This is a genomic window from Paenibacillus sp. P2(2022), from assembly GCF_029522175.1.
Taxonomy (GTDB): Bacteria; Bacillota; Bacilli; order Paenibacillales; family Paenibacillaceae; genus Paenibacillus; species Paenibacillus polymyxa.
This window is the reverse complement of sequence record NZ_JAKWFI010000001.1, coordinates 1,505,667-1,520,137: the sequence shown is the minus strand read 5'-3', so window position 1 is coordinate 1,520,137 and position 14,471 is coordinate 1,505,667. Positions and strand designations below refer to the sequence as shown.

Below are 14,471 nucleotides of genomic sequence, written 5' to 3'. Positions count from 1 at the left end.
AAGAGTTTGTATTTAAGGAGGAGTACTTATGAGTGATTTGAAGAAACAAAACATAAAAGATATGTACCGGCTCACTCCTATGCAGCAAGGGATATTGTACCACTATATGATGGATAAAAATTCAGACGCCTACTTTGAGCAGATATCACTTTCTATAAAAGGCATCCTGGACATTGATTGTGTTGAAAAGAGCGTTAATATCATTATTGAAAAGTATGACGCTTTGAGAACAATTTTTTTGTATGAAAATGTAGCCAAGCCCTTACAAGTAGTCATGAAGGAAAGAAAGCTGTCTGTCAGCTATGAGGATATTACCTCCCTTGCCGAAGAACTAAGGGATAGGTATATAGAAGAATACAGGGTTAAAGACAGAAAAAAGGGCTTTGACTTATCAAGGGATATTTTAACAAGATTAAGTGTAATTAAAACAGGCTACCAATCTTATAACATGGTATGGAGCTTTCATCACATCATTATTGATGGGTGGAGTCTCGCAAATATATTTAGAGAATTTATGGAAAACTATGAAGCCTTGATGAATAGCAGGGAGCCGGAGTCAGGAAAGGTATATCCTTACAGCCGCTATATCAAATGGTTGGAAGGCAGAAATCAGAACGAGGCCGCAGATTACTGGGAAACCTATCTTAAAGGTTACGAGCATCAGACAGTCCTTCCCCAAAACGGCAGGTCTGCAAGTGATGATTTCAGGATTGAAGAAACGGAGTTTAAAATATCTGAACAAATAACTAGCGATCTTGAGAAGTTTGCAGCCAAAAACAATACAACCATGAGTACCATTATAAAGACCTTATGGGGGATATTATTACAGCGGTATAACAATACCGATGATGTGGTGTTTGGTGAGGTGGTATCGGGAAGGCCTCATGAAATACAGGGAATTGAGAGCATGGTGGGTTTATTTATAAATACCGTTGCAGTAAGGGTGAGTTGTGATGAGGATAAAACTTTTACCGAACTGATCAAAGAGATGCAGCAATCGGTGCTTGAATCTGACCGGTACAGTTTCTATCCTCTGGCGGATGTGCAGTCAAAAACATGCTTGAAAGATGCCTTGATACATCATGTCATGGCTTTTGAAAATTACCCTATGGATGAAGCGGTTAATGCTTCATCCAGTAATGGCATTTTAAATGTAGTTGGAATGGAAATATTCGAGCAGACGAATTATGATTTTGGGATACTCGTTGATGGCGGTAAGGAATTATCTATTAAATTCAGTTACAACTCACTGGTATATGATGGTAATTTCATAGAAAAAATCAAGGGACATTTTCAGTCGGTAATAGAAATTGTAACCGATAATCCCGATATGCATATTAGGAATATTGATATACTCACCGAAGTGGAAAAGAAAGAAATAGTACACTGCTTCAATAATACAACGGAGGAATACCACAGGGAAAAGACCATTCACCAACTATTTGAGGAACAAGCGGTGAAGACACCTGACAATGCGGCAGTGGTGTTTGAGGGTAAGCAGCTAACCTATAGGGAACTCAATGAGAAGTCAAATCAGCTTGCAAGAGTGTTGAGGGATAAGGGAGTTAAACCAGACAGCATAGTGGGTATTATGGTAGAACGCTCACTGGAGATGGTCATAGGTATATTTGGCATACTTAAAGCCGGAGGGGCATATATGCCTATAGATCCTGACTACCCTAAGGCAAGAATCGAATATTTACTCGAGGACAGCGAGATAGGGGTGCTGATTTCCCAAAAGCAATTCCTGGAGAAAGTGGAGTTTTACGGGAAGTATATAGACATAGAAGATGAAAGCCTTTATGCCGGAAACCCTATGAACCTGGAAGTGGTATGTTCACCGCAAAATTTGGCATATATCATTTATACATCTGGGTCTACAGGAAAACCTAAAGGGGTTATGGTAGAACATAAAGGGGTAGCAAATCTGGAGGCGTTTTTCAAGACCCGCTTAAATGTAAGTGAAAGCGATAGGATTATTCAATTTGCATCAATTTCATTCGACGCTGCAGTTTGGGAAATATTTATGGGACTATTGGCAGGAGCAATACTATATATATCCTCAAGCGATATTATCAATGACTATCGAAGATTTGAAGAATACCTAAATGAAAATGAGATAACTATTGCTACTTTACCACCTCCGTATCTGGCAAATCTGGACCCGGAAAAAGTAACTTCCTTAAAGAAGGTAATTGCAGCAGGTTCGGCTTCCACTCCCGAACTTTTAAAGAAATGGAGCAACAGGATTTCATATATAAATGCTTATGGACCTACTGAGACAACCGTATGTGCAACGGTATGGAAAGCAGATGATTGTGAGACGGCCGATAAGTCGGTACCTATTGGTAAACCTATTACCAATACCCGGGTGTTTATAGTTGATGAAAACAATAATCTTAAGCCCATAGGTGTTGAGGGTGAACTCTGTGTTTCCGGGGCAGGATTGGCGAGAGGATACTTGAAAAAACCGGAACTTACCAGGGAAAAGTTTGTACCGAACCCATTTATGCCTGGAGAACTGATGTATAAAACAGGAGATCTTGCAAAGTGGCTTCCTGACGGGAATATTGCATTTGCCGGCAGAAAAGACCACCAGGTTAAAATAAGAGGGTATAGAATCGAGCTTGAGGAAATAGAAGCAGCCCTTTTGAAGCATGCTGATATAAATGAGGCGGTGGTCATTGACCGGGAGGATTCAAGTGTAGGCAGGTATCTTTGCGCTTATATAGTGTCTGACCGAGAAGTGACAGTGACCGAAATAAGGGAGCTTATATCTAAAGAGCTGCCCGATTATATGATTCCATCCTATTTTATGAGGATAGCAAAAGTACCGTTAACCATAAATGGAAAATTGGACAGAAAGGCGCTGCCGCTGCCTGATGGAAGAATAAATACAGGAACAGAGTATGCAGCGCCTTCAGGTGAAGTGGAGGAAAGGCTTGCGCTGCTGTGGCAGGACATCCTTGGAATAGAGAAGGTAGGAAGAAATGATAACTTCTTTATGCTCGGAGGACACTCGTTAAAGGCAACAAGCCTTGTAGCAAGAATTCACAAAGAGTTCAATGTAGACATACCTCTTAAGGAAATATTCAAGACACCAACCATCTTAGAAATTGCCAGCTACATTGAAGACTCAAAGGAGAGCCTATATCAGTCCATTCAACGTGCTGGGGATATGGAATATTATCCCATGTCATCCGTCCAGAAAAGACTATATATATTAAACCAGCTTGAAGGAGCTGGAATCGCCTACAATATACCTGGCATAATATTGCTGGAAGGTACTGTTGATAAAGCACGTTTTGAGCAGGCTTTTTATAGTCTGATAGAAAGGCATGAGAGCTTTCGAACCTCCTTCCATATGATCGAGGAAGAGCTGTCTCAGAAAGTCCATGACAAGGCGGACCTAAGTATCATGTACCTGGAAACCAGTGAAGAGAAGGTTCCCGAAATAGTGGAGGAATTCATAAGGCCCTTTGACCTTGGAAAGGCTCCACTATTAAGAGTTGGACTTGTAAAGATTGGAGAAGCCAGACATATTATGGTGTTTGACATGCATCATATCATATCGGATGGAGTGTCCAACGACATACTGGTAAGAGAGTTTTTAAGCTTATATGAAGGGAAAATACTTCCTCCACTGCGTATACAGTACAAGGACTACTCAGTTTGGCAGAGGGAATTGTTTGCAGGAGCTGCCATAAGTAAGCAGGAGGAATTCTGGCTCCAGACCTTTCAGGGAGAGATCCCTGTGCTGGATTTATCCACCGACTACCCAAGACCCGCAGTACAAAGCTTTGAAGGAGACTACATCAGCTTTGAAGCTGATAGCGAGCTTGCGGTTAGACTTAACAAGCTTGGATCAGACAATGGAGCTACATTATATATGACGCTTCTTGCTGCATACAATGTGTTGTTATCTAGATACACTGGACAGGAAGATATTATTGTGGGAAGTCCTATAGCTGGAAGGCCTCATGCTGACCTTCAAGACATCATAGGTATGTTTGTAAACACTCTGGCCATGAGAAACCACCCGCAAGGAGAAAAGACTTTTATTGAATTCTTGAAAGAAGTTAAAGAAAATGCTTTGAAAGCATACGACAATCAGGACTATCAGTTTGAAGAATTAGTGGATAAGCTGGACATAAGGAGGGATATGAGCAGGAATCCCCTCTTTGATACCATGTTTGCCATATACAATGTTGGAAAAGCAGAGCTCATAACGTCTGATCTAAGCTTCAAGCCGTACAACAAAGGGATAGAAGGCAGAATATCAAAATTTGACATCACCTTAAATGCATTTGAGACTGAGGATGGTATAGCCTTTGAACTCGAATACTGTACAAGACTGTTTAAGAAAGAAACAGTTGAAAGACTTGGGGCTCATTACATCAATTTGCTGGAAGAAATTGCAGCATACCCCGAAAAAAGGCTTTATGAAATCGAAATGTTATCACAGGAAGAAAAACAGCAAGTATTATACAGCTTTAACGATACTGCTCTCGAATATCCCCTGGATAAAACCATACACCAAATGTTTGAGGAGCAAGTGAAAAAGACTCCTGATCATATTGCAGTGGTTTTTGAAGGTAAACAATTAACCTACCGAGAACTGAATCAAAAGGCAAACCAATTGGCCAGGGCATTAAGAGAAAAGGGAGTAAAGCCTGATGATATTGTAGGCATAATGGTGGACCGATCGCCTGAAATGGTTATAGGTATAATGTCAGTAATCAAGGCTGGGGGGGCGTACCTTCCTGTAGATCCTAATTATCCATTGGAAAGAAAAAGATATATGATGGAGGACAGCAAGGCCAAAATTTTACTCACCCAAAATCATCTTATGGATCGTGATGATTTCGATGGTGAGATTATTGATTTATCTGATTATGATTATAATTTTATAAACGATGTGAATATAAAATGTATAAATAAGCCTGGTGATACAGCGTACATCATCTATACCTCTGGCTCAACGGGAAACCCTAAAGGTGTTTGCATTGATAATAAGAGTGTATTAAACCTGGTAGAGGGTCTGTTCCAGAGAATATATAGCAAATATGAATCACCGTTGAATGTTTGCCTCATTGCCCCTTATGTTTTTGATGCTTCGGTGCAGCAGATTTTCGCAGCACTGCTAATGGGGCATGCATTGTACATTGTACCGGAGGAAGCAAGGAAAGACGGTAAAAAGCTGCTGGACTTCTATAGTGAAAATAGGATTGATATTTCGGATGGAACGCCCATACACGTAAATATGATGTTAAATTCTCCTCCTATAGATAATAACCTAAAAGTGAGACATTTTATTATAGGCGGAGATGTTCTTCCATTTGATGCAGTAAAAGACTTCCTAAGCAGATTTGAGGATGTGCAACCTTGCATCACAAATGTTTATGGTCCTACCGAATGCTGTGTGGATTCTACGGAATATTTGATTACTGCGGCGGGGCTTAGTAGATTGGATAATATCCCCATAGGCCGTCCTTTGCCAAACACCAGAGCATATATACTTGGTAAGAAATTAGAAGTAAATCCTATAGGTATCGCTGGGGAATTATATATATCTGGGGATGGTCTTGCCAAAGGCTATTTAAACAAGACGGGGCTTACTGCAGAAAGATTTGTATCTAACCCGTTTATAAAGGGAGAAAGAATGTATCGTACTGGGGACTTGGCAAGATGGCTGCCTGACGGGAATATAGAATTTTTAGGCAGGATGGACCACCAGGTAAAGATAAGGGGATTTAGAATAGAACTTGGAGAAATAGAGGCTCAGCTATTAAGACATGCTTCAATAAAAGAAGCTGTGGTTATTGTAAAGGAAGATCAACAGAAGAACAAGGATCTGTGTGCATATTTCGTTGGGGAAAATGAACTGACAATAACTGAACTAAGGGAATGCCTTTCAAAAGAATTGCCCGAGTATATGATCCCGGCATACTTCATGCAGCTGGATGAAATGCCTTTGACAGCCAATGGTAAGATAGACCGGAAGAACTTGCCCCACCCTGCTGCTCATTTAAATACTGGAGTAGAGTATGAAGCACCTTCAGGTGAAGTGGAAGAGAAGCTTGTACAATTGTGGCAGGATATCCTGGGGGTTGAGAAAATAGGGAGAAATGATAATTTCTTTGTGCTTGGGGGGCACTCATTAAAAGCAATAAACTTTGCAGCCAAAATTCACAAAGAGTTCAATGTAAATATATCTCTTAAGGAGATATTCAAGCTGCCGACAATTGCAGAAATTGCCAAGTACATCCAAGAAGCCCAAGAGAGTATTTATCAATCTATCCAGCCCACTGGAGAAATGGAATACTATCCTATGTCGTCTTCCCAAAGAAGGCTGTATATATTAAATCAGCTTGAAGGAGCAAGGGTGGCATACAATATGCCAGAGTTTATGTTGTTAGAAGGCAGTATTGATATAGAACGTTTTGAGAAAGCCTTAGATCAGCTGGTAAAAAGGCATGAGGCTTTCCGGACCTCCTTCCATATGGTAGATGGTGAACCGGTGCAGAAGGTCCATGATGAGGTGGAATTTAGTATCATGTACATGGAAACCGGCGAAGAAAAAGCCTCAGAAGCAGCAAATGAATTCATAAGGCCATTTGACCTTGGCAAGGCTCCTTTACTAAGAGCAGGGCTCGTAAAAATTAGAGAAGACAGGCATGTCATGATGCTTGATAAACACCATATCATATCTGACGGGGTGTCGGATGAAATACTGGTAAGAGAATTCATAAGCTTGTATGAAGGAATGAATCTTCCAGCACTTCAGATTCAGTACAAGGACTATTCCGTATGGCAGAATAAATTGTTTGCTGACGGCACAATCAGTAAACAAGAAGAATACTGGCTCCAGGCATTTAGGGGAGAAATACCAGTACTTGATATGCCGGTAGACTACCCAAGGCCGGCTATACAGAGTTTTGAAGGCGATATGGTCAGTTTTGAAACAGGCCGGGAACTTGCACATAAACTGAACAAGCTTGCCGTGGATCATGGAGCAACACTGTATATGGTGCTTCTAGCTTCATACAATGTGCTTCTTTTCAAATACACCGGACAGGAAGATGTCGTAATTGGAAGCCCTATAGCAGGAAGGCCACATACAGATTTGCAGGACATCATAGGCATGTTTGTCAATACCCTAGCTATGAGGAATTACCCTCAAGGTAAAAAGAATTTCAGCGAGTTTTTGATGGTAGTAAAAGAAAATGCTCTAAGGGCTTATGAAAACCAGGATTACCCATTTGAGGAACTTGTGGAGAAGCTTAGCATTAAGCGGGATTTGAGCAGAAATCCGCTGTTTGATACTATGTTTGTCTTGCAAAATAAAGAGGCATCAGAATTTAAGATGAATGGGCTAAGGTTCATGCCCTATGATAATGAGTTCAGGGCGTCCAAATTTGATTTGACCCTAAACGCCCAAGAGACCCAGAATAATATTGTATTTGGGTTAAAGTATGCTACTCGTCTGTTTAAGAAAGAGACAATAGAAAAACTTGGGGTCCATTTCATCAATGTACTGGAAGAGATCACAGCTTACCCCGAAAAGATGCTGTCCGAAATAAATATACTATCTCAGGATGAAAAACAGCAAATACTAAATAGTTTTAATGATACAAAGGCAGAATACCCTAGGGATAAGACTCTACATGAGCTGTTCCAAGACCAAGTGGAAAGGACACCTGATAATGTAGCTGTAGTGTTTGAGGACAAGCAATTAACCTACAGGCAGCTCAATGAAAAGGCAAATCAGCTTGCCAGAGCACTTAGAAGTAATGGTGTAAAGCAAAACAGCATAGTTGGAATAATGGTAGAAAGATCCGTAGATATGCAGGTTGGAATACTGGGAATTTTAAAAGCAGGAGGTGTCTATTTACCAATTTCAACCAAACTTCCTGGACTAAGAATAAAAAAATTACTGGAAGATAGTAATGCAACTATGCTGTTGACGCAATCACATTTAGCGGATAAAGCAGAGTTTTACGGTAATATATTACTGCTTGATTCCCCTGAAATATACATTGGAAGTGCTGAAAACCTTGATAAAATAAATAAACCAGAGGACTTAGCTTATATCATTTATACATCGGGATCTACTGGAGTTCCGAAGGGTTCAATGATAGAGCATCGAAGTGTAGTTAACTTGGTTTATGGACTAAGAAAGCTTGTCTATGAAAATTATGATAATTATTTAAATGTTGCCCTTGTGTCCCCTTACTTTTTTGACGCATCTGTAAAACAAATATTTGCGGCTTCTCTCCTTGGCCATACGCTGTTTATAGTTCCTGAGGATACAAGGCTAGATGGTGAGGGCCTTCTAAAGTACTATAACAGGAATTCAATTGCTGTTTCAGACGGAACACCAGCACATATAAAGCTTTTAACAGATACTGCCAGGCCTGGCGAAAGTCTTTCAGTTATGCAGTTTATTATCGGAGGGGAAGAACTTTCATGTAAAGGTATACAAGGTTTCTATGATCGGTTTAAAGATAATAACCCTACTATAACAAACGTTTATGGTCCAACAGAATGCTGCGTAGATTCAACTTATTACCATTTAAGCCGTGAGAAGGTGAGAAATCTAACAAGTATACCTATAGGTATGCCATTGCAGAATTATAAGATATATATACTTAATGAAGACATGAATATCTTACCGGTTAATACAACTGGTGAAATATATATATCTGGAGATGGGCTGGCAAAAGGCTATTTGAACAAACTTGAATTGACTACGGAAAAATTTGTAGCTAATCCTTTCAGCTCTGGAGAAAGAATGTATCGTACCGGTGATCTTGGAAGGTGGCTTCCTGACGGAAACATCGAATTTATAGGCAGAGTAGACCATCAGGTAAAGATTAGGGGCTTTAGGATAGAGCTTGGGGAAATAGAAGTGCAGCTATTAAAGCATCCTTCAATAAAAGAAGCTGCGGTAATTGCAAAGACAGACCAGGAGGGCAACAAGTATTTGTGTGCTTATATAGCAGGGGAAAGTGAATTTACAATATCAGATTTAAGGGCGCTTCTCTTAAAAGAACTTCCCGATTACATGATACCACAATACTTTGTTCAGCTGGAAAAGCTGCCTTTGACAGCCAATGGCAAAATAGATCGGAATAATTTACCCCAAAATGACGGTACTTTAGCTACATCAGTAGAGTATGTAGAGCCTTGCGGTGAAGTTGAGGAGAAGCTTGCACTGCTGTGGCATGATGCCCTTGGAGTACAAAAAATTGGTGTGAATGATAACTTCTTTGAACTGGGAGGATACTCACTGAAGGCAATATCCCTTATAAGCAGAATTTATGAACAGTTAAATGTTGAGGTACCACTAAAAGACTTTTATATGGCCCCAACCATAAAGGAAATTGCCCGTTTTATACACAATACGTACGCCAATGATTATATTACACCAAGTCCGGCAATTCATTTTAATTCAGCAATGGAGAGTCTTATGTTTGCATTCCCTCCAGGAGGAGGAAATGGAATAGCTTATGGTAGTTTATCAAAACAAATGAATGCTTATTCCATATATTCCTTTGACTTTATAGAAAATGAGAGCAGGATGGAGGAGTATGTGAAGGCAATTACTTCTGTCAAACCCGAGGGCCCATATATTCTATTTGGTTACTCGGCAGGAGGTAATCTGGCATTTGAAGTTGCTAAAGTATTAATTGAAACTGGACATCATGTATCCGATATAATCTTTCTGGATTCGGCTAAATCATTTGTCCTTATTGAGGAAGAAAGCGAAGATGCTAAGAAACTTGCTGAGCAACAGGATAAAGAATTTATAGAAGAAAATGAGAAACTTATAAAAGGCATGTTTGGAGATAACCAGGCAGTTATTGAAAAGGCCATTGAAAGAATGAGAAATTATCATAAATACACTAGAAGTGTTATAAACTCGGGACAGATAAACTCCAATATCCATCTTATTATATCACAGCAGCAAGACAATGAAGGTGAAGCTGATTTATGTGAAGGATGGAGAGAGGCAACAACGGGAGAGTTCAAAGTATATAACGGATTTGGCAGTCATTTTGATATGTTAAGTACAGGATATATAGATAAAAATGCGGCTATTATTAAAGAAATATTGGAAGAGATCAACCAATAGTTCAGATATAAGGGGTAGATATAATGGATAAGATTAAATTGTTTTGTCTGCCGTATGCAGGAGGTTCTGCAGCAGTATATAAATATTGGGAACAATACTTGCATGATAGGATTGAGCTTTTCCCGATTGAGCTTGCGGGAAGAGGCAGCAGGATTGGTGAACCGTTTTACGGAAGTGTTGAGGAAGCGCTTGAAGATATACACCGTATTATCATAAGCAACCTTGAAGAACAACCTTATGCGTTGTTTGGCCACAGTATGGGCAGTGTACTTGTATATGAACTTGCCTATAGAATAAAGGAGCTCGGACATCCATATCCTGTCCATATGTTTATTTCCGGCAGATATCCTCCGGGTTTTGTAAGTAAGAAGAAGGTACTCTATGATTTGCCGGATAAGGAGTTTGTGGATGAGGTATTTAAGCTGGGAGGCACGCCCAAAGAGGTTCTGAAAAGCAATGAATTAATGGAGTTGTTTTTACCGATACTCAGAGCGGATTTTAGAATTACTGACACATACAGGCACATTGAAAAAAACGCTAAGCTTGACTGCGATATAAGTGTATTGTGGGGAAAAAGAGAAAAGGGAGCCACTATTTTTGACGTTGCAAAATGGCATGATTATACGTCCAAAAGTTGTAAAATTCATATGTTTGACGGGGATCATTTTTTTATACACGATTACAAAAAGGATGTAGCAGCAATAATAAATAGTAGTCTCATCGACTTTGCAGACAATGTTATGTGAAGACTGAAGTTTATTTAAAATTTAATATGAAATCCGATTTCGGTAGCACTCCTTGGTCACAATGGAAAATGAAGATCGAGATAGCGGATGCTTCAGTTTTTAAATGGATAGAACAAGGGAAGAGAGATGATTCAAATCGGTTTCTATTTACACCACAGGTTAGTTCAATTCAACATTTTACTCTGGAACCTAGAGTTAAATCCAAGTATTTTTTTAATGTGAAAGTTATTCAAGATGAATACTTTTAAACCATTAAGTGTAGCAATGAGAATTTACGAAAATTCAAGTGATGAAAATAAAAGAATTGAATCTTACGTTAATCAATATGTAGCGAAGTTAAGAATATAAAAACAAACATTTAAAAATCGCCTACTAAAGGCGATTTTTTATTTTTGACTGTGATAATATTTATCGGATATAATTAAATGTGAATAGGGAATGAGATAAAGTTCTTGTCATTTATGGGATAATGTTCTTGTCATCCGACAGAACAACAGCTGCAGCAGAAAACTACATCTATAAGGTTCTCTTCAGACATATTCACAAAACCCGTATTTTGTACATATGTATAACATGATCTTCGGAGATAAAAATGCCTAACATAAACGTTTTTTTTAAAATTGACATAAAGTTCCCTACCAAAAATTAAAAATCCCTTATAAAACAAGGGATTTCTTGGTTGGTAATTTTATGTCATTCTACAGGAAACTTGTTTACTGAGGTTATAAGTGACTCCAAGTTCGCATAATCGTTTATGTCTTTTGCAACCTCGAATAAATTTATCTTTTTCATTTATATTTCAATCATTCCCAAGCATTATGATGTATTAGATTATTTAGATTTCGACGCCTCTCCCAATTTACTTGCTCTAGGATTGGTTTTGTAGGATAAAAATCCGTGTAACCTAATGAAATCAATGTAATAGAATCAATATGTGGTGGAATATTCAGTATTTCCCGTACGTCTGTTTTCTTGTAAAAACTCACCCACCCCATTGCTATTCCTTCTGCATAAGACGCCAACCACATATTTTGGATACAACAGGCTACGGATAGAATATCAGTTTCAGGAATAGAATTTTGGCCCAATTACATGTCCGCCACCTCTTGTTGGATCACATGTAATACAGAGCGTTATAGGTGCTTCCCTTATACCCTCTAATTTTAACGAGAGAAATCTTTTCTTTTTTTCATCTTCATAGTGTATAGACAAGGCCTGTATTTCTTTATGACATGCATGCGCCAATCGTTCTTTAACTTCTTGAGAGTCAATTACAATAAAATCCCAAGGTTTCATAAAACCAACGGAAGGTGCATGATCCAGCCATTAATATGTTGTTTAACTTATCTCTGGATATGGGTTTTCTATTAAATGATCGAATATCTCTCCTTTCAAAAATGGCTTTAAATATTCCTTTTCTCTCATAAACATTTAACAACTTAATTCCTCACTTAAAACAAAAATCCCCAGAATGCGCCAGTCTCAGATTATTATGACATGGTTTCAGGTTCAAGTGTAACCATTATTGAATCAATCATTCATTCTTTGATATGCCTGAATCCCAATCTTCAAGCGCTGCAATCCATCAGTTAGTCGTTTTTTAGGGCAGGCGTAGTTCAATCGAATGAAACCGTGTCCATTGCCGCCATAAATGGCGCCCTCCGAGACATACAGCCCCGTTTCTTTCCTTATGAACTTACACAGTTGACTTACATTAGAAGTTATGTTCCGGCAATCGATCCAGGCCAAATAAGTCGCTTCCGAATGGATAATTTGGAGCTGCGGTAGTTCACTAGCCAAATAATGTTCGAGATATTGCTTGTTCGCCATGAGATATTCCAATAAGGCTTGCAGCCAGGGTTCGCCTTCCGTAAAGGCAGAGATTGCTGCTTCAATCGCAAAAAAGTTAGGTTCGGCCACTTCATTGGTGTTAATGCCACGGTGTACAAGTTTTCGAATCTTCGAATTCGGCACGATAATACTTGAAGTTTGAATTCCCGCAAGATTGAAAGTTTTCGTCGGTGCCACACAGGTGATGCAATTTTGTGCGATCACTTCCGATACGGAAGCGAACGGAATGTGTTGGTGGCCTGGGTGTGTTAAGTCGCAGTGAATTTCATCGGAAAGGATAAGGACCTCATGTTTGACGCAGAGCGTGCCGAGTTTCTCAAGAACTTGTTTGTCCCACACTTTACCTATGGGGTTGTGCGGATTGCAGAAAATCATAAGCGTTGTGTCAGGATCGGCTAGCTTTTTCTCCACATCGTCAAATTCGATCGAATATCCATTGTCTTTGTAAATCAACTCGCTTACCAGAACTTCTCGTTGATTGTTCTTTATGGAGTTGTAGAAAATGTTATAGACAGGCGCAAGCACTAGCACTTTGTCGCCGGCTTTGGTCATATTGCGTACGATAGATGATATCGCCGGCACTACCCCCGTGCAAAACATAATCCATTCTTTTTGGATCTGATATTGATGTCTCTTTTCCCACCAATGGGCAACTGCATCATAATAAGTATCTGGTATCGAGGTATATCCATAAATATGATGGTCTAATCTCTTTTGCAGAGCATCGACTACAGCAGGCGAAGTCTCAAAGTCCATATCCGCCACCCACATCGGCAGCTCTTCTGGTTCAACATCCCATTTATAAGAGTTAGTGGCCAAACGGTTCGTCATTTTATCAAAATTAAAGGACAAATCGATCACCTGCTTTATCCAGCTCATATCGGGTGTAGGCAGCGTTGATTTCTTCGTCATTGATGATGATTTCACCGATATCCTTTGCTTTGATTTTCCCGGAGATTGGATTTTTCACGCTATCAATTGATGTCTTGGTTTCCACCTCAATGGTTGAATATTCGAATGCCAAGTCGGTATTCAGAATCGTTCCGTTCTCGATTACGAGACGGTCCATGTAGCACATTCCCTGATTGCTTTCGATAGTGCAGTTGATAAAGGTGATGTTTTTCGAATTCCATCCTAAATATTCTCCGATGATCAATGAATCATAGACGGTGACATTCTCGCAATTCCAGAAGGCGTCCTTTGAAATAATCTTCGCATTGCGAATCTCCATATCCTTAGCTCCGTCGAATGCGTAGTTCCCCGCTAATGTGAAATCGTCGATAGTGATATTTGCACTATTCATTCCAAAGTAATCACCTTTTGCGGTCACATGATTCAAGTGAATATCTTCGCAATTCCATAAGGTTTCTTGCGCGTTGGGCAGATCGACATACGTCAGTCGGATTCCGCTCGAACGCCGAAATGTCTTTGGCGCCTCTATTACGCTGTCACTGATGACAATTTGGTGTGTATACCATATTCCCGATCGGGCCATTACAAGGAAAGTGCTACGATCAACACGAATATTATTGCAATACCACAAGGGATATTTCCATTTAAAAATGCTATTATCGATAGTAATATCGTTGCTTTCCTTCAGGGGGGACTCGCCATCCGCGAAAATGGAATTAGTGACCATGAGATTCTTTCTCTTGAAAAGTGCTCGTTCTCCGGTAAGCATTTGTTGGTCGATCGTTTGCATAATACTGTCTCCAATCGCTCAGTGCTAGCTTCAA

At 39.6% G+C, this 14,471-nt stretch carries 4 protein-coding genes and 1 pseudogene; 2 read left to right on the top strand and 3 right to left on the bottom strand.

The window, feature by feature from the left end; translation table 11 throughout:
* Positions 1 to 28: 28 nt before the first annotated feature.
* Positions 29 to 10,138: a non-ribosomal peptide synthetase gene (locus MMB75_RS06855; RefSeq protein WP_257127063.1), complete on the top strand. Its 10,110-nt coding sequence runs from the start codon at positions 29 to 31 to the stop codon at positions 10,136 to 10,138.
* A gap of 23 nt (positions 10,139 to 10,161) precedes the next feature.
* Entirely contained in the window at positions 10,162 to 10,884 is a 723-nt protein-coding gene (locus MMB75_RS06850) for a thioesterase II family protein (protein ID WP_052132609.1), read from the top strand.
* An 803-nt stretch (positions 10,885 to 11,687) separates the two neighbouring features.
* Here MMB75_RS06850 and bluB read toward each other — a convergent pair.
* The 3 genes and pseudogenes from bluB to MMB75_RS06835 all read right to left on the bottom strand — a co-directional run bounded on the left by bluB (position 11,688) and on the right by MMB75_RS06835 (position 14,437).
* Positions 11,688 to 12,322 (bottom strand): annotated as a pseudogene (bluB, locus tag MMB75_RS06845) (5,6-dimethylbenzimidazole synthase).
* Between the two features lie 92 nt (positions 12,323 to 12,414).
* Positions 12,415 to 13,647 (bottom strand): MalY/PatB family protein, encoded by a 1,233-nt coding sequence (locus MMB75_RS06840; RefSeq protein WP_225164887.1) that lies wholly within the window; start codon positions 13,645 to 13,647, stop codon positions 12,415 to 12,417.
* Positions 13,577 to 14,437, bottom strand: coding sequence for a DUF3737 family protein (locus tag MMB75_RS06835; protein WP_016820892.1), 861 nt, complete (start codon positions 14,435 to 14,437; stop codon positions 13,577 to 13,579). Before MMB75_RS06835 ends, MMB75_RS06840 begins: the two co-directional genes overlap by 71 nt.
* Positions 14,438 to 14,471 lie beyond the last annotated feature (34 nt).